This is a genomic window from Aquincola tertiaricarbonis (genome assembly GCF_000969605.1).
GTDB classification, from domain to species: Bacteria; Pseudomonadota; Gammaproteobacteria; order Burkholderiales; family Burkholderiaceae_C; genus Aquincola; species Aquincola tertiaricarbonis.
The window spans coordinates 117,823-133,695 of record NZ_JZUE01000012.1; the positions used below are offsets into that span (position 1 = coordinate 117,823).

General features: G+C 71.1%; 16 protein-coding genes. 13 read left to right on the top strand and 3 right to left on the bottom strand.

Annotated features, from left to right (window positions below; genetic code table 11):
* The first annotated feature begins 39 nt into the window (after positions 1 to 39).
* From VO99_RS16330 to VO99_RS16350, 5 genes are read left to right on the top strand one after another with little or no spacing between them, the layout of a single operon-like run.
* The gene (locus VO99_RS16330; RefSeq protein ID WP_046113938.1) at positions 40 to 1,131 is read left to right on the top strand and encodes an LLM class flavin-dependent oxidoreductase; all 1,092 of its coding nucleotides are present in this window, start codon (positions 40 to 42) and stop codon (positions 1,129 to 1,131) included.
* Between the two features lie 12 nt (positions 1,132 to 1,143).
* Entirely contained in the window at positions 1,144 to 2,142 is a 999-nt protein-coding gene (locus VO99_RS16335; protein ID WP_046113939.1) for an ABC transporter substrate-binding protein, read from the top strand.
* A gap of 10 nt (positions 2,143 to 2,152) precedes the next feature.
* Positions 2,153 to 3,181, top strand: coding sequence for an ABC transporter permease (locus tag VO99_RS16340; protein ID WP_046113940.1), 1,029 nt, complete (start codon positions 2,153 to 2,155; stop codon positions 3,179 to 3,181).
* Entirely contained in the window at positions 3,175 to 3,948 is a 774-nt protein-coding gene (locus VO99_RS16345) for an ABC transporter ATP-binding protein (protein ID WP_046113941.1), read from the top strand. The genes VO99_RS16340 and VO99_RS16345 overlap by 7 nt, the downstream gene beginning before the upstream one ends.
* Positions 3,949 to 3,960: 12 nt before the next feature.
* Positions 3,961 to 5,136, top strand: coding sequence for a c-type cytochrome (locus tag VO99_RS16350; RefSeq protein ID WP_046113942.1), 1,176 nt, complete (start codon positions 3,961 to 3,963; stop codon positions 5,134 to 5,136).
* A 171-nt stretch (positions 5,137 to 5,307) separates the two neighbouring features.
* Here VO99_RS16350 and VO99_RS28915 read toward each other — a convergent pair whose 3' ends face one another.
* The gene (locus VO99_RS28915; protein ID WP_052736391.1) at positions 5,308 to 6,234 is read right to left on the bottom strand and encodes an ATP-binding protein; all 927 of its coding nucleotides are present in this window, start codon (positions 6,232 to 6,234) and stop codon (positions 5,308 to 5,310) included.
* Between the two features lie 39 nt (positions 6,235 to 6,273).
* A complete protein-coding gene (locus VO99_RS28920; protein WP_052736392.1) occupies positions 6,274 to 6,825 on the bottom strand; it encodes an AlbA family DNA-binding domain-containing protein in 552 nt (183 codons plus the stop codon).
* Between the two features lie 89 nt (positions 6,826 to 6,914).
* Here VO99_RS28920 and VO99_RS16360 point away from each other — a divergent pair, with 89 nt between their 5' ends.
* Positions 6,915 to 7,553 (top strand): glutathione S-transferase N-terminal domain-containing protein, encoded by a 639-nt coding sequence (locus VO99_RS16360; protein WP_046113943.1) that lies wholly within the window; start codon positions 6,915 to 6,917, stop codon positions 7,551 to 7,553.
* Between the two features lie 46 nt (positions 7,554 to 7,599).
* Here VO99_RS16360 and VO99_RS16365 read toward each other — a convergent pair whose 3' ends face one another.
* Positions 7,600 to 8,346 carry a hypothetical protein gene (locus tag VO99_RS16365; protein WP_046113944.1) on the bottom strand — a complete coding sequence of 249 codons (747 nt, stop codon included), beginning with the start codon at positions 8,344 to 8,346 and terminating at the stop codon, positions 7,600 to 7,602.
* Positions 8,347 to 8,518: 172 nt separating this feature from the next.
* Between VO99_RS16365 and VO99_RS16370 the strand changes: the two genes are divergently transcribed.
* The 7 genes from VO99_RS16370 to VO99_RS16400 all read left to right on the top strand — a co-directional run bounded on the left by VO99_RS16370 (position 8,519) and on the right by VO99_RS16400 (position 15,859).
* A complete protein-coding gene (locus tag VO99_RS16370; RefSeq protein ID WP_083440654.1) occupies positions 8,519 to 9,358 on the top strand; it encodes a class II aldolase/adducin family protein in 840 nt (279 codons plus the stop codon).
* 65 nt (positions 9,359 to 9,423) lie between these two features.
* Positions 9,424 to 10,308 (top strand): ABC transporter substrate-binding protein, encoded by an 885-nt coding sequence (locus VO99_RS16375; RefSeq protein ID WP_083440672.1) that lies wholly within the window; start codon positions 9,424 to 9,426, stop codon positions 10,306 to 10,308.
* Positions 10,309 to 10,349: 41 nt separating this feature from the next.
* Entirely contained in the window at positions 10,350 to 11,999 is a 1,650-nt protein-coding gene (locus VO99_RS16380) for an ABC transporter substrate-binding protein (protein ID WP_052736393.1), read from the top strand.
* Positions 11,996 to 12,982, top strand: coding sequence for an ABC transporter permease (locus VO99_RS16385; protein WP_046113946.1), 987 nt, complete (start codon positions 11,996 to 11,998; stop codon positions 12,980 to 12,982). The genes VO99_RS16380 and VO99_RS16385 overlap by 4 nt, the downstream gene beginning before the upstream one ends.
* Positions 12,979 to 13,860: an ABC transporter permease gene (locus VO99_RS16390; RefSeq protein WP_046113947.1), complete on the top strand. Its 882-nt coding sequence runs from the start codon at positions 12,979 to 12,981 to the stop codon at positions 13,858 to 13,860. Before VO99_RS16385 ends, VO99_RS16390 begins: the two co-directional genes overlap by 4 nt.
* Entirely contained in the window at positions 13,857 to 14,864 is a 1,008-nt protein-coding gene (locus VO99_RS16395; protein ID WP_046113948.1) for an ABC transporter ATP-binding protein, read from the top strand. The genes VO99_RS16390 and VO99_RS16395 overlap by 4 nt, the downstream gene beginning before the upstream one ends.
* Entirely contained in the window at positions 14,861 to 15,859 is a 999-nt protein-coding gene (locus VO99_RS16400) for an ABC transporter ATP-binding protein (RefSeq protein ID WP_052736394.1), read from the top strand. Before VO99_RS16395 ends, VO99_RS16400 begins: the two co-directional genes overlap by 4 nt.
* Positions 15,860 to 15,873: the final 14 nt, after the last annotated feature.

The following is a 15,873-nucleotide window of genomic DNA, read 5'->3' on the forward strand; positions in this document are numbered from 1 at the left end:
CCACCAGGCCACCCAGGCCCAGCAGTGAGGGAACACGCCATGAGCATCGAATTCATCGGGATGATCCAGAGCCAGAAGGTCTCTGAGATCCACGCGGCCACCGGCCCGGCCATCGACCGCGAGTATGTGAAGGCCTTCGCCCAGGCCCACGAGGCCGCGGGCTTCGACCGCATCCTGGTGCCGCACCATTCCACCGGCCCCAGCGCCACGCTGACCATCAGCTATGCCGCGGCGCACACCGAGCGCATCCACTTCATGCTGGCGCACCGCCCGGGCTTCACCGTGCCCACGCTGGCGGCGCGGCAGATCGCCTCGCTCGACCAGTTCAGCGGCGGCCGGCTGGGTGTGCACTTCATCTCCGGCGGTTCCGATTCGGAACAGCGGCGCGACGGCGACTACCTGGACCACGACCAGCGCTACGAGCGCACCGACGAATACCTGACGCTGCTGCGCCGCCTGTGGACCAGCGACGCGCCCTTCGACCATGAAAGCAAGCACTACCGCTTCGAGGCCGGCTTCTCGGAAGTGAAGCCGGTGCAGCGGCCGCATGTGCCCATCTACTTCGGCGGCGCCAGCGAGGCGGCCATTCCGGTGGCGGGCAAGCATGCGGACGTGTATGCGTTGTGGGGCGAATCGCTGGCGCAGGTGAAGGAGCTGACCACCCGCGTGAAGGCCGAGGCCGCGCGCCACGGCCGCACGGTGCGCTTCTCGGTCTCGTTCCGCCCCATCCTGGCGGCCACCGAAGAGGCGGCCTGGGCACGTGCCGAAGGCATCCTGGAACGCACCCGCCAGTTGCGCCAGGAAGCCGGCTACAGCCGCGGCGGTCCGCAGCAGAGCGAAGGCGCGCGCCGCCTGCTGGCCGCCGCCGCGCAGGGCAGCCGGGTCGACAAGCGGCTGTGGACGGCCATCGCCCAGGAGACAGGCGCCCGCTCCAACAGCACCGCGCTGGTGGGCACCCCCGAGCAGGTGGCCGAAGCACTGCTGGACTACTACGACCTGGGCGTGACCACCTTCCTGATCCGCGGCTTCGACCCGCTGGAAGACGCCATCGACTACGGCCGCGAGCTGATCCCGCGCACCCGCGCGCTGGTGGCCCAGCGCCTGGCCGAACGCCCGCAACTCGCCGCCTGACCGGAGCCGCACGTGATCAAGCACCTCACCCGCCGCGGCCTCCTGCGCACCGCCGGCGCCGCCGCCGTCATCGGCCCCATCGGCATCGCCACCACCGGCGCGCTGGCGCAGCCGCGCAAGCTCACCTTCGCCTGGAATGCCAATGCCTTCTGCCTGTCGCCCGTGGTGGTGGCGCAGGAGCTGGGCTACTTCGAGCGCAACGGCGTCCTGGTTGATCTCATCAACTACACCGGCAGCACCGACCAGCTGCTGGAATCGCTGGCCACCGGCAAGGCCGACGCCGCGGTGGGCATGATCCACCGCTGGCTCAAGCCGCTGGAAGCCGGCTTCGACGTCAAGCTGATCGGCAGCTCGCACGGGGGCTGCGTGCGGCTGATCGGCGCCAAGGCCACCGGCGCCACCACGCTGCAGAGCCTGAAGGGCAAGACCATCGGCGTGCCGGACCTGGCCGCGCCGGGCAAGAACTTTTTCTCCATCCTGCTGGCCAAGAACGGCATCGATCCCGACAAGGACGTGACCTGGCGCCAGTACCCGGCCGACCTGCTGGGCGTGGCGGTGGACAAGGGCGAGATCCAGGCCATCGCCGACGGCGACCCCAACCTGTACCTGCTGGAAAAGCGCAAGCCCGGCCAGTACACCGAGATCGCCAGCAACCTGACGGGTGAGTACAAGGACAAGGTGTGCTGCATCGTCGGCGCCCGCGGCGACCTGGTGCGCAAGGAGCGGCCGGTGGCGGCCGGCGTGGCACGGGCCATCGTGCAGGCGTCGGACTACGTGGCCGACAACCCGAACGAATCGGCCAAGCTGTTCGCCAAGTACTCGCCCAAGGTGCCGGTGGAAGACCTGCGTGCGCTGCTGGGCACGCTGACGCACCGCCACCATCCGCTGGGCGGCGATTTCCTGAAGGAGATCGAGTTCTATGCGCGCGACTTCCGCTCGGTGGGCGTGCTGAAGCAAAGCACCGACCCGGCCAAGCTGGCGCGTCACGTGTACGCCGACGTGCTCGGCTGAAGGGCCTGCGATGACCATCACCTCCGCGCCGCCGCTGCAGGCGCCGGCGTCCGCGCAGCCTTCGGCCTTTCCCGCCGTGTGGTCGCTGGGCCTCGTGGCCGCGGCCGCCTGGGCCGGCGTGGGCGCGCTCACGCTGCTGCTGCCCAACCAGGTGGAAGGTTTCACCGAATGGGTCTACACCCGGGAGTTCGGCCTGGTGGCGCTGGCCCTGGCCGCGCTGCTGGCCGCGGTGGCGCTGCTGGCACCGCTGGCCGGCCGCACGGGCCGGGTGCTGCAGGCCACGCTGCGGCCGGCCGGTGCCTGGCTGGTGGCGCTGGCGCTGATCTTCGGCGCCTGGGAACTGTTCACCGCCAAGCTGGCCTGGCTGCCCACGCCCTTCTTCGCGCCGCCCACCGCGCTGGCCGAGGTCTATACCGACGACTGGCGGCGGCTGGGCGACAGCGCCTTCAATTCGGTCAAGCTGCTGGCCTTCGGCGTGGCCTGGGGCGCCAGCGTGGGCTTTCTCATCGGCGTGGCCATGGGCTGGTCGCGGCTGGTGGGCTACTGGGCGCATCCGGTCATCCGCTTCCTGGGGCCAGTGCCGGCCTCGGCGCTGCTGCCGCTGGCGTTCTTCATGTTTCCCAGCAGCTATGCAGCGGCCATCTTCCTGATCGCGCTGGCCACGGGCTTTCCGGTGGCGGTGCTCACCTGGTCGGGCGTGGCCGGGGTCAACCGCAACTACTACGACGTGGCGCGCACCATGGGCGCCTCGCCGCTGTTCCTGGTGCTGCGGGTGGCGATTCCGGCGGCGCTGCCGCAGGTGTTCGTCGGCCTGTTCATGGGCCTTGGCGGCGCGTTCTCCATCCTGGTCACGGCCGAGATGATGGGCGTGAAGTCGGGCCTGGGCTGGTACCTCACCTGGGCGCAGGGCTGGGCTTCGTACAGCAACATGTATGCAGCACTGATCGTGATGGCCGTGGTGTGCTCGGGCCTGATCACCCTGTTGTTCGCGGTGCGCGACCGCGTGCTGTCGTGGCAGAAAGGAACAGTGAAATGGTGAGCGCCGCCGCCGTGGGCGCTCGTATAGACATCCAGGCCGTCAGCCACCGCTTCGACCTGCCCGCCGGCCCGCTGCCGGTGCTGCAGCAGATCGACCTGAAGATCCAGCCTGGCGAGTTCGTGGCCCTGCTGGGCCCCAGCGGCTGCGGCAAGTCGACGCTGCTGCGGCTGGTGGCCGGGCTGGAGCCCGCAGCCGAAGGCACGCTGCAGCAGGACGGCCGGCCGATCGACCGGCCCGACCCGTCGCGCATCGTCGTGTTCCAGGACCCCACGCTGTACCCCTGGCGCACCGTGTGGGACAACGTGGCCCTGGGCCTGCAGGCGCGTGGCCTGCTCAAGCTGCACCGCCACCGGGTGGACGAAGCGCTGGCCCTGGTGGGCCTGACCGACTATGCGCAGATGCATCCGCATCAGCTCTCGGGCGGCATGGCGCAGCGCGTGGCGCTGGCGCGTGCGCTGGTCAACGACCCGAAGCTGCTGGTGCTGGACGAGCCGCTGGGCAAGCTGGATTCGCTCACGCGGCTGACGATGCAGAGCGAGCTGGTCGCGCTGTGGCAGCGTGCCGGCTTCTCGGCGCTGCTGGTCACGCACGACGTGGAGGAAGCGCTGTTCATGGCGCAGCGCGTGATCGTGTTCAGCGACCGGCCGGCGCGCATCCTGGCCGACATCGCCAACCCGCTGCCCTACCCGCGCCACCGCGGCCACCCGGAACTGGCCGCCCTGCGCCACCAGGTGCTGCGCCTGCTGGGGCTGGACGCCACCTGGTAGCCGGCGGCCAGGGTGGACACGACCACGCTGCAGAACCTGCTGCTGCAGGCGGCGCAGGCCGTGCAGCGCGGCGTGCTGCAGGCGTTGCATGCGCTGGGCTTGGCCGACACCGTGCACGGCCAGCCGGCCTGGCCGCTGGCCTGGCGCATCGCGGTCGAGAACCTGGTGATCGACGGCGGGCTGGCCCGGCAGGTGGCGCTGTGGGTGCTGATGGCGGGCCTGGCCCTGCTGTGGGCCGCGGCCGCCATGGCCTGGCGCCGCCGGCGGCTGCCGCTGGCCGCGGGCGCCCTCATCCTGCTGGCGCTGGCCCCGTGGCCGCCGGCCCATCTGCTCTGGGCGCCGGCGGTGCCGACCAGCTTCCACCGATCGCCCACGGGCTTCGAGGCCACGCGCATTGCGCAGGGCTTGAAGCTGTACCAGGCGCACTGCGCCGCCTGCCACGGCCACGACGGTCGCGGCGAAGGCCCGCTGGCCGCCAGCCTGCCCACCTGGCCCCCCACGCTCAGCGCCGGCCTGCTGTGGAAGCGGGCCGAAGGCGAACTGCTGTGGCGGGTGCAGCACGGCCTGCACGATCGCCAGGGCCGCCCCACGATGCCGGGCTTTGCGGGCAGCCTGAGCACCGACGACACCTGGGCCGTGCTCGACGCGATGAAGGTGCTGGCCGCCGGCGACGGCGCCACGCGCCAGGCCGCCTGGCCCTGGCCGGTGACTGCGCCGCAGATGGCCGTGGATTGCGCCGATGCCCCCGGCCCGCGCCCGCTGGCCCACTGGCGCGGCCAGCGGCTGCGCATCGTGCTGGCGGGCGCGGCGCTGCCGCAGCCGATCGAAGACCCGCGCTTCGTCACCGTGGTGGTGGGCAGCAGCCAGACGCGGGCCGCGGGCGTCGAATGCACCGCTGCGTCAGCCGACGCCGCCACGGCCTACGCCCGGCTGGCCGGGCTGCCCGACGCCCAGCAGGCGGCCGGCCTGCAGTTCATTGTCGACCGCCAGGGCTGGGTGCGCGCGATGTCCCGGCCGGGTCGGGGCGGCTGGTCGGAGGACGACCTGCTGTGCCGGGCCGAAGCTGCGCCCCCCGCGCAAAGCCGCGCCGCCGATGCGCCGCCGGCCGCCGGGCTCGACGCGCTGATCGCTCGGATGGAGGCGGAGCCGGTGGAGGTGGCGCGGCTGGGGGTGCCGCATGGGCGGTGAGGCGCCGGCGGATAACGACGGCGCCGCCAAGTGCTTGATGCGGCTGGAGATTTCGGCGGCGTGCGCGTTGTTATCCGAGCCGTGGGATAACAACGGGGGAACTCCGTGACTGCTGGCAGCCAGCCGAGTCCGCGATAACAAGCATCAATGAAAGTGCTTGATTTAACGAGGTTAATCACCCGGTTCCTCGTTGTTATCCGAGAGCGTGGATAACAACGACCCGCCTTCCGCGCCGTGGGCCGGCTTGACGTAGGCCATGTTTCGCTTGCCGCGCCCCGGCAACGGCACCAGAAGGCCCTGGTCGCGCCAGGCCACCAGCAGCTTCGAAGCCTTCAGCGTGTCCAGCTTGGCGATGCGCACCACGTCCGCGTTGGCGATGGAGCCGCGCCGGTCGATCCAGTCGCTCACCTCGTCCCAGGCGGTCGGCCGGCTGAGGTTGAGCAGCGTGACGGTCACGGTCTCCACCGCCGCTTCCACGCTCGACCGGTACTGCGGCGGATAGAGCCTGGCGAGCGCCATCTCTGCAAACATCATCCGCACGCCCTCGCCTGCGTCGATGTTGGGCGCCACCGGAAACTCCCGCAGGTTCTGGGCAATCAGCGGGTTGCGGGCGTGTGAGCCGGCCCTTGCGATGGTGGCGGCCGTGATGCCGCCCGGAAAGCTGCCGGGGCTTTCAACCTCCACCCGGTCGTCGAAGATGCGGATGAAGATGTCGCGGTTGAGCCTGTAGTCGCGGTGCACGACCGCATTGACGATGGCCTCCTTGACCACGCGCTCAGGGTACACATGCTGCGTGCGAAAGCCGCTTCCCGACAGCGTCAGGCCCTGCGCCAGTTCATCCAGTACCAGCGACACCGTCGCGTCGATCTGGTCGATGAGCGGTCCGCGCACCGTCTTCGGCTGCTTGCGCAGGTTGGGCGTGGCGCCCGGCACCACGGCCTTGCCGTCGTACACCATCACACGCACATCGGCCCGCGTGCCATGCACCGCGAGCAGGCTGCCCGGCTCGTCGGCGAACAGCAGTACCGCCGCGCGCTTGGGCTGCACGGCATCTCCCACCGCATCGGCCAGGCCGATGCGCAGCAGCTGGTCCGCCATGTCGCCGCTCTTCAGCCCACGCGTGCTGGCGTAGCGGCGCTAGGCGTCGGTCTGCAATTGCGCCAACGGCACCGCCACCGGCTCGCTCGCGGCGCTGCGCACGCCGCGGCGATAAGACAGGTCGGTAACCTCGGCGGCGGTCATCTGCCGGTTGCCGGCTTCCAGACGCATGAACGTGCCGCCGTTGACGATGGAATGCACCGCGGGGCTGCGCCCGGCGGCCACCAGCAGCAGATGCCCCGCCTGCCCCTTCGAGGGCCCATTGCCCAGCTTGCAGGCCAGCCGCGTCAACCGCAGCGTTGTGGCTGGCGGTTGGAACTCGGTGAGCAGCTTGCGGCACAGCTCGTCCACCGCCTCGCTGTTTTCCTGCACGCCGAACAGACGCGCCGTGCCGCGGTACTCCTTCAAGTCGGCCAGGCCCAGCACCAGGTAGCCGCCGTCGGAATTCATCAGCGCACACACGCTTTCCAGCGCCTTGCCCACCATCTTGCCGCTGACCCGCTTGAACTCCAGCCGGCGCGACTCGGCAGCGGGCAGCAGCTTGGGCAGCAAGGCGGCGGCGGTCGCCTCGTTCAGGTCATGGATGAACATGGGTCTCCACAGGGTCGGTTGACTGCAGCACGGCTGCCACCAACCTGACCGCTGTCGGAGACCTCGCGATCTTCGCGCATCATCTGCCGATGTTGCTGCCCTTGCCCATCCTCTACTCCTTCCGCCGCTGCCCCTACGCCATCCGCGCGCGGCTGGCGATCCGCGCGGCGGGCGTGCCGGTGGCGCTGCGGGAGGTAGTGCTGCGCAGCAAGCCGGCCGAGCTGCTGGCGGCTTCGCCCAAGGGCACGGTGCCGGTGCTGGTGCTGCCCGACGGCACAGTGCTGGACCAGAGCCTGGACATCATGCGATGGGCGCTGGCGCAGCACGATCCGCAGGGCTGGCTGCGGGCCGACGAGTCAGCCGAGATGCAGTCCCTGATCGACCTGAACGACCAGCAGTTCAAGCCCCTGCTCGACGCCTACAAGTACGCGCCCGAGCGCGCGGCGGCCAGCAGCGACGAGGCCGTGGCGCTGATGCTGGCGCCGCTGGAGCAGCGGCTGCTGCGCCACAGCCATCTGCTGCGCGACACCGCCAGCTTGGCCGACATGGCCTTGCTGCCCTTCGTGCGGCAGTTCGCCGCGGTGGATGCCGCCTGGTTCGCTGCCGCGCCGCTGCCGAAGCTGCAAGCCTGGCTGCAGCGGCTGACCGGCGCCGGGCTGTTCGAGTCGGTGATGGCCAGGTACGCACCCTGGCAGGCGGGCGACGACGCGCCGGTGTTCGGGCGCTGACGTCTCGCCACGCCAAGGTGCTTTCGCCGCGCGCAGCGGCAGCCGGTCAGGCGCCCGCCCGACCTGGCCTTGCCCGCCTGCCCCAGGCCCCCAGCAGGGCGGCGCCGCCCAGCCACAGCGCCACCGCGCCGGGCTCCGGCACCGCCGACACGGTGGCCACGAAGCGGGCCGACTCGAAGCCGGCCGTGGCATAGCCATAGCTCACCGCCGTGCCGTCCTCGCCTTCCAGGTAGGCGGCATTGATCGTGAGCTCGGCACGCACTGCCGCATCGTCCGGGTTGATGGCGCCGCTGCCCGCAAAGCTGTCACCGTTGAACTGCAGCGCAAATGGCAGGCCGTAGGACCAGCTGGCGTCGCCCACCACATTGCGGCTGCCAATCACCTGCAGCTGCAAGCCGTCCAGCCGCCAGCCGGGCTTGGCCTGGAAGCTAAGACCACTGAACTCGAACCAGCCCCGCAGCTCGTGGTAGCCGTTGCGGCCGCTGCCGCCCACGCGCAGCTGCAGCCCCGGCACGAACGAGAAGCCTTCGGTGGCACCGGCACTCGTGAGCGCCAGCATGCTGAACAAGTTGGGCTGGAAGACGTAGTCGCCGTCCTCCCCGTTGAGGAACTCGGCGCCTGCCGCATACGACGCGGCGCCCTGGGCCAGGGTGACCATGACGCGGCCCAGGTCGAAGCTGCAGGGGTCGCTGGATCCGTCGCAGGTGCCGGGTGCGGCCCAGGCTGCGTGGGCCGCGGCGCCCAGCAGGGTCGTGATGCAGATCCACCGGCCGGTTCTCAGAGCGTGTTGCATGACGTCGTCTCCTCGTGTTGGCTGCACTGGATGTGTGCCGTGCGATGTTGCGCCGCCCTGTCTCGAAAAACAAAGCGGCATAACCTAAGCCGCAAACCTTCGTTCGCAAGCCGCGCTCGGCTGCCTATGGTTCGGTGTCTTCGATGCAGCACCGGCCCTGGCCGGACATGAGATGAGCGCAGTACTGTCCCGCCCCGCCCCGCACGACACCGACCCCATCACCGCCACCGGCCTGCGGCTGAACCCGCATCCGCAGCGCCAGGACTGGTTCGAGGATGAGGCGCCGCGCAGCCTGCAGGCCGAGCGCCTGCACCGCCAGCAGCGGCTGGCCGCGGCCTTCCGCATCTTCGCCCGCTATGGCTTCGACCAGGGCCTGGCCGGCCACATCACCGCGCGCGACCCCGAGCTGACCGACCACTTCTGGGTCAACCCCTTCGGCCTGCATTTCTCGCGCATCAAGGTGTCCGACCTGCTGCTGGTGAATGCCCGCGGCGAGATCGCGGTGGGCCGCGGTCCGTTGAACCGCGCGGCCTTCGCCATCCATGCCGCCATCCACGAGGCGCGGCCCGACGTGGTGGCCGCGGCGCACACGCATTCGCTGTACGGCAAGGCCTGGGCCTCGCTGGGCCGCAAGCTCGATCCGCTGACGCAGGACGGCTGCGCCTTCTACGAGGACCACGGCCTGTTCGAGGACTTCAACGGCGTGGTGTACGAGACCGACGAAGGCTTCCGCATCGCCGAGGCGCTGGGCCAGCGCAAGGGCGTGATCCTGAAGAACCACGGCATCCTCACCGCCGGCCCCACGGTGGAAGCCGCGGCCTGGTGGTACATCGCGCTGGACAACGCCTGCCACACGCAGCTGCTGGCCGAAGCCGCCGGCACGCCGCAGCCGATACCGCACGAGATGGCCACGCTGACGCACCAGCAGGTAGGCCGCGCCGCTGGCGCCGCGCGCGCCTTCGATGCGCTGTACCAGGGCCTGGTGGAAGCCGAGCCCGAGGTGCTGCTGTGAAGCGCCGCCAGCTCGCGCTCGGCCTGCCCGCGTGGGCCGCCGCCTCGGCGATCGGCGCCGCGTCGATGACCGCACAGGCTCAGCCACGTACCGTGCTCAAGGCTGGCGACCAGAAGGGCGGCCTGCGCGCCCTGCTGGAAGCCGCCAACGAGTTGCAGGGCCTGGCCTACGACATCCAGTGGGCCGAGTTCCCGGCCGCCGCGCCGCTGGCCGAGGCCTTGAATGCGGAGGCCGTGGACTTCGGCCCCATCGGCGACGCGCCGCTGATCTTCGCGCTGGCCAACGGGGTGCGCATCAAGGCCTTTGCGGTCAACCGCTCCGACCCCTACGGCACCGCGGTGCTGGTGCGGCCCGATTCGGCGCTGAAGACGGCGGCCGATTTGAAGGGCAAGCGCATCGGCACCAACCGCGGCTCCATCGGACACTTCATCGCGCTGAAGGCGCTGGCCTCGGCCGGCTTGAAGCCCGAGGCCGACACCTTCCGCTTCCTGCCGCCGCCCGATGCCAAGCTGGCCTTGACGCAGGGCGCCATCGACGCCTGGGCCACCTGGGAGCCCTACACCGCGATGGCGGAGACGGCCGGCCAGGCCCGGGTGCTGGTCAGCGGCCGCGGGCTGTCGTCGGGCCTGAGCTTCCTGGCCGCGACCGAGACGGCGCTGGCCGGCAAGCGCGCCGTGCTGCACGACTTCGCGCAGCGGGTGGTGCGGGCGCAGCGCTGGTCGTACCAGCACGTGCCGGAGTTCGCCGGTGCGCTGGCCCGGATCATCGGCATCGCGCCCGATGCCGCCCGGCTGCAGTTCGAGCGCCGCGCGCAGCGCTGGATCGCGGTGGATGCGCAGGTGCTGGCCGACCAGCAGCGCACCGCCGACTTCTTTCTCGAAGCCGGGCTGCTCAAGCAGCGGCTCGACGTGCGCAACACCTTCGACAGCGGCTTCGCGCCCGGCGCCTGAGGCGCCCCCCTTCCCTTCTTTGCAGTCACGCAGGTCCTGCCATGTCCTTCCATCGCCGCACCCTTCTCACCCGCACCGGCGCGCTCGGCGGCGCCGCCGTCTTCGGCCTGCCGTGGTGGCATCCGTCCGCGCTGGCCCAGGCCGGCGGCGGTGCCCCGGCCAAGGGCGGCGTGCTCAACATCGCGGTGTCGCCCGAGCCCACGATGCTCACCTCCGCCTTCATCACCACGATGAACATCGGCATGCTGTCGAGCAAGGTGCTCGAAGGCCTGGTGAGCTACGACCTCAACCTGCAGCCGGTGCCGGCATTGGCCACCTCGTGGGAACAGGCGGCCGACGGCCGCACGCTCACCTTCAAGCTGCGCCAGGGCGTGAAGTGGCACGACGGCGCCGACTTCACTTCGGCCGACGTGGAATACACGCTGCTGGAGGTGTGGAAGAAGCTGCATCCCTTTGGCCGCGCCGCCTTCGCCAATGTGGAGAAGGTGGACACGCCCGACAGGCACACCGTGGTGCTGCGCCTGAGTTCGCCCGCGCCCTACATCCTCAACTACATCAACACCTACGGCGCGCAGATCCTGCCCAGGCACCTGTATGCCGGCAAGGACGTGCTGACGAACCCGCTGAACAGCGCGCCGGTGGGCACCGGGCCCTTCGTGTTCAAGGAGTGGGCCAAGGGCAGCCATGTGCGGCTGGAGCGCAACCCGAACTACTGGGGCAAGGGCCCCGACGGCACGCCGCAGCCCTACCTGGACGGCATCGTCTTCAAGTTCATCCCCGATGCGGCCGCCCGCACCGTGGCGCTGGAGGCCGGCGAGATCGACGTGGCGCTCGGCTCCATCATCCCGCTGACCAACCTGAACCGCTTCAAGGACAAGGCGCGCTACAGCATCAACACCGACGACGGCCGCTACCTGTCCACCATCTTCCTCACGCAGTTCAACGTGCGGCGGCCGCACCTGCAGGACAAGCGGGTGCGGCAGGCCTTCGCCCATGCCATCGACCGTGAAGCGTTGCTGAAGATCGTGTTCCTGGGCTACGGCAAGCCGGCCACCGGGCCGGTGCCCTCGTCGGTCGTCAACTACTACTGCGCCGACGTGCGCAAGTACCCGCTCGACCTGAAGAAGGCCGAAGCCCTGCTGGACGAAGCGGGCCTGAAGCGCGGCGTCGGCGGCAAGCGGCTGGCGGTCACGCTCGACTTCGATGGCGGCAGCGGGCCCACGGCCTCGCGCCCGGCGGAGTTCATCAAGCAGTCGCTGGCCAAGATCGGCGTGGACGTGGAACTGCGCGCTGGCGACACCGCCACCTACCTGCGCCGCATCTTCACCGACCAGGACTACGACCTGATGATCTCCAGCCTGCACCGGCTGCCCGACCCCACGCTGGGCGTGCAGCGGCTGTACTGGACGAAGAACATCATCAAGGGCGCGCCCTGGACCAACGGCTCGGGCTACAGCAACCCTGAGCTGGACCGCGTGATGGAAGCCGCCGCGGACGAGCCGGACCCGGCCCGGCGCAAGGCGCTGATCGTGCAGTGGCAGCAGATCGTGCAGGAAGAGGTGCCGCTGCTGGAGCTGATCGAGCAGACCTGGGTCACCGTGGCCAGCGCGCGCTACCGCAAGCTCAAGCCGCAGGGCGACGGCCTGTTCGCCTCGCTGGCCGATGCCTGGCTGGAGCCGAAGTCCGCATGACCGCCTGGCGCTACCTGAGGAGCCGGCTGCTGCAGGTGCTGCCGGTGGTGCTGGGCATTGCCCTGCTCAACTTCCTGGTGCTGCAGCTCGCCCCCGGCGACGTGGTGGACGTGCTGGCCGGCGAGGCGGGCGCCGCCACGCCCGAGCAGATGGCCGCCCTGCGCGCGCAGTTCGGGCTCGACCAGCCGGTGCTCGTGCAGCTGGGCGCCTACCTGGGCCGGCTGCTGACGCTGGACCTCGGCTTCTCGTACCGGCAGAACATGCCGGTGCTCGACCTGATCCTGAGCCGCCTGCCGGCCACGTTGCTGCTGATGGTGCTGGCGCTGGTGTTCGCGCTGCTGCTGGGCATGCTGCTGGGCACCTTGTCCGCGCTCAAGCCCGGCGGTTGGTTCGACCATGCGGTGGCGGTGCTGGTGCTGTTCGCCTATGCCATGCCCACCTTCTGGCTGGGCCTGATGGCGCTGGTGCTGTTCGCCGGCAAGCTGGGCTGGCTGCCGGCCGGCGGCATGGTCACCGTGGGCTTGGTCGGTCCCTGGTGGGTGCATGCGCTGGACGTGGCCCATCATGCGGTGCTGCCCGCGTTGACGCTGTCCACCTTCTTCCTGGCGGTGTATGCGCGGCTGATGCGAGGCTCGATGCTCGAGACCCTGGGCGCCGACTTCATCCGCACCGCACGGGCCAAGGGCGCCTCGGAGCCGCGGGTGCTGGCCGGCCATGCGCTGCGCAATGCCTCGCTGCCCATCGTCACCATGCTGGGCTACCAGGTGGCCTCGCTGCTGAGCGGCGCGGTGCTGGTGGAGTCGGTGTTCTCCTGGCCCGGGCTGGGCCGGCTGGCCTTCGAGGCCATCCTGGCGCGGGACTTCAACCTGCTGCTGGGCATCCTGCTGCTCAGCTCGCTGCTGGTCACCGTCATCAACATCGTGGTGGACGGGGCGACCGCCCTGCTCGATCCGCGGGTGCAGCTGCAGGCGTTGCGCACATGACCACGCTGGTTCCGCAAGCCAGCGCCGCCGAACGCCTGCGCAGCGCCGCCGCGCTGCTGCTGCGCAAGCCCGCGCTGCTGGTCGGCAGCCTGATGCTGCTGGCGCTGGCCGCGGTGGCGCTGTTCGGCCGCTTCTGGTTCAGCGCCGATCCCTGGGACATGGCCGGCCCGCCGATGCTGTGGCCGGGCGAGGACGCCGCCTACCCGCTGGGCACCGACCTGATGGGCCGCGACATCGCCACCGGGCTGGTGTCGGGCGCGCGGGTGTCGCTGCTGGTGGGGCTGGTGAGCACCGCGCTGTCAGCGGTGCTGGGCGTAGCCATCGGCGCGCTGGGCGGCTTCTACCGCGGCTGGGTGGATGCGCTGCTGGGCCGGGTGACCGAGGTGTTCCAGACCGTGCCCAAGTTCGTGCTGGCGGTGGTGCTGGTGGCCTTGTTCAAGCCGTCCATCGCCACCGAGGTGATCGCCATCGGCATCGTCAGCTGGCCGGCCACCGCGCGGCTGGTGCGGGCGGAGTTCCTGCGGCTGCGCGAACGCGAGTTCGTGCTGGCCGCCGAGACCCTGGGCATGGGCGACCTGCGGCTGATGCTGACGCAGATCCTGCCCAATGCGCTGCCGTCCATCGTGGTGGTGTCCACGCTCACCATCGCCAACGCCATCCAGACCGAGGCCGCGCTGGCCTTCCTCGGCCTGGGCGACCCCAACGTGATGAGCTGGGGCACCATCATCGGCGCCGGCCGCGAGCAGGTGGTGGACGCCTGGTTCATCTGCGCGCTGCCGGGCGCGGCCATCGTCGTGGCGGTGCTGGGCTTCAACCTGGTGGGCGAAGGCTTGAGCGACGCGATGAATCCGCAACTCCAGCGCCGGGTGCAGCCATGACCGACGTGCTGCTGCAAGTGCGCGGCCTGCGTACCTGGTTCCACACGCCGGCCGGCACCGCCAAGGCCGTGGATGGCGTGGACCTCACGCTGCATCGTGGCCAGACGCTGGCGCTGGTGGGCGAAAGCGGCAGCGGCAAGTCCGTCACCGCCACTTCTCTCCTGCGGCTGGTGGCGCCACCTGGGCGCATCGTGGCCGGTGAAGTGCTGCTGGAGGGCACCGACGTGCTCAAGCTCGATGCCGCGGCGCTGCGCCGTGTGCGCGGCGGCCGCATCGGCATGGTGTTCCAGGACCTGTCGGCGCTGAACCCGGTGCAGACCATCGGCCAGCAGATCGCCGAAGCCGTGATGCTGCACCGGCCGGACCTCGGCCGCCGCGCGGCCTGGGCACGCGCGGTGGCGCTGCTGGCGCAGGTGAGGCTGCCGCGCCCGGCCGAGCAGGCGCAGGCGGTGCCGCACCGGCTGTCGGGCGGGCAGCGGCAACGCGCCCTGATCGCGCTGGCCCTGGCCGGCGAGCCGGCGGTGCTGGTGGCCGACGAGCCCACCACCGCGCTGGACGTCACCACCCAGGCCGAGATCCTGGCGCTGCTGGCCGAACTGCAACGCGCCACCGGCATGGGCCTGCTGCTGATCACGCACGACCTGGGCGTGGTGGCGCAGGTGGCCGACCGCGCCGCGGTGATGTATGCCGGCCGCATCGTCGAGGAAGGTCCGGTGGCCGAGCTCTTCGGCGCGCCGCGCCATCCTTACACCGCCGGGCTGCTGGCCTCGGTGGCGCTGGAGGGCGTGGCGCCGGGCACGCGGCTGCCGGAGATCGGCGGCACCGTGCCTTCGCTGCTGGCGCTACCCGAGGGCTGCGCCTTCGCGCCGCGCTGCAGCCACGCTTCGGCGCGCTGCACGCAGGCCGCACCGCTGCTGCAGCGCCATGCCGGCCGCGGCCTGGCCTGCCATGAGCCGCTGCCGCTGCCCGTGGCCCTGCCCGCACGCGCGAGGGTGGCCGCATGACGCAGGCGACCTTGGCAAGCCACCCCACCGCGGCCGGGCCGCTGCATGCGGCCGCCAGCCGGCCGCTGCTGGCGCTGCAGGCCGTGGGCAAGCGCTACAGCGGCCACGGCGGCACTGCGGTGCACGCGCTGGACGGCATCGACCTGCACGTCGGCCACCACGAGACGCTGGGCCTGGTGGGCGAGAGCGGCTGCGGCAAGTCCACCCTGGCCCGCGCAGTGATGCGGCTGGTGAGCGTGGACAAAGGCCCCATCGTCTTCGACGGCGACGACATCACCCACCGCCCGCGCCGGGCGCTGGCGCCGCAGCGCGCGCGCATGCAGATGGTGTTCCAGGACCCGTATGCCTCGCTCAATCCGCGGCTGACGATCGGCCGCGCGCTGGAGGAGCCGCTGCGCGTGCAGGGCCGGGGCGGCAGCAGCGCAGAGCGGCGCGAGCGGGTGCAGGCGATGCTGGCCCGCGTGGGCCTGCGGCCCGAGATGGCGCAGCGCCATCCGCACGAGTTCTCCGGCGGCCAGCGCCAGCGCGTGGCCATCGCCCGCGCGCTGATGCTGGAGCCCGAGCTGCTGGTGTGCGACGAGGCGGTGTCGGCGTTGGACGTGTCGGTGCGCGCCCAGGTGCTCAACCTGCTGCTCGACCTGCGCGAGCACTTCGGCCTGGCGGGCCTGTTCATCTCGCACGACCTGGCGGTGGTGCGCCACATGGCCGACCGCGTGGCAGTGATGTTCCGTGGCCGCGTGGTGGAACTGGCCCCGCGCGACAGCCTGTGGCGCACGCCGCTGCATCCCTACACCCGCGCGCTGATCGCCGCCACGCCCGGCCTGCACCGGCCGGCTGGCCCCGTGGCGCCCGCTGCAGCGGCCGAGGCGCCGGCTGCCGCCGAGGGCTGCGCCTTCCGCCACCGCTGCCCGCTGGCCAGCAGCCGCTGCCGCAGCGAAGCCCCGCCGCTGCGCCCGATGGACGGCGGCCACCAGGTGGCCTGCCACCACGTCTGAACACCCCCGAGGAG

Excerpts from the sequence above, each read along its gene's own strand:
- VO99_RS16370 (WP_083440654.1), top strand. The coding sequence starts at position 8,519 with ATGAGCGCAGTACTGTCCCGCCCCGCCCCGCACGACACCGACCCCATC.
- VO99_RS16340 (WP_046113940.1), top strand. The coding sequence starts at position 2,153 with ATGACCATCACCTCCGCGCCGCCGCTGCAGGCGCCGGCGTCCGCGCAG.
- VO99_RS16390 (WP_046113947.1), top strand. The coding sequence starts at position 12,979 with ATGACCACGCTGGTTCCGCAAGCCAGCGCCGCCGAACGCCTGCGCAGC.
- VO99_RS16400 (WP_052736394.1), top strand. The coding sequence starts at position 14,861 with ATGACGCAGGCGACCTTGGCAAGCCACCCCACCGCGGCCGGGCCGCTG.
- VO99_RS16330 (WP_046113938.1), top strand. The coding sequence starts at position 40 with ATGAGCATCGAATTCATCGGGATGATCCAGAGCCAGAAGGTCTCTGAG.
- VO99_RS16345 (WP_046113941.1), top strand. The coding sequence starts at position 3,175 with ATGGTGAGCGCCGCCGCCGTGGGCGCTCGTATAGACATCCAGGCCGTC.
- VO99_RS16385 (WP_046113946.1), top strand. The coding sequence starts at position 11,996 with ATGACCGCCTGGCGCTACCTGAGGAGCCGGCTGCTGCAGGTGCTGCCG.
- VO99_RS16380 (WP_052736393.1), top strand. The coding sequence starts at position 10,350 with ATGTCCTTCCATCGCCGCACCCTTCTCACCCGCACCGGCGCGCTCGGC.
- VO99_RS28915 (WP_052736391.1), bottom strand. The coding sequence starts at position 6,234 with ATGGCGGACCAGCTGCTGCGCATCGGCCTGGCCGATGCGGTGGGAGAT.
- VO99_RS16360 (WP_046113943.1), top strand. The coding sequence starts at position 6,915 with ATGTTGCTGCCCTTGCCCATCCTCTACTCCTTCCGCCGCTGCCCCTAC.
- VO99_RS28920 (WP_052736392.1), bottom strand. The coding sequence starts at position 6,825 with ATGTTCATCCATGACCTGAACGAGGCGACCGCCGCCGCCTTGCTGCCC.
- VO99_RS16375 (WP_083440672.1), top strand. The coding sequence starts at position 9,424 with ATGACCGCACAGGCTCAGCCACGTACCGTGCTCAAGGCTGGCGACCAG.
- VO99_RS16365 (WP_046113944.1), bottom strand. The coding sequence starts at position 8,346 with ATGCAACACGCTCTGAGAACCGGCCGGTGGATCTGCATCACGACCCTG.
- VO99_RS16395 (WP_046113948.1), top strand. The coding sequence starts at position 13,857 with ATGACCGACGTGCTGCTGCAAGTGCGCGGCCTGCGTACCTGGTTCCAC.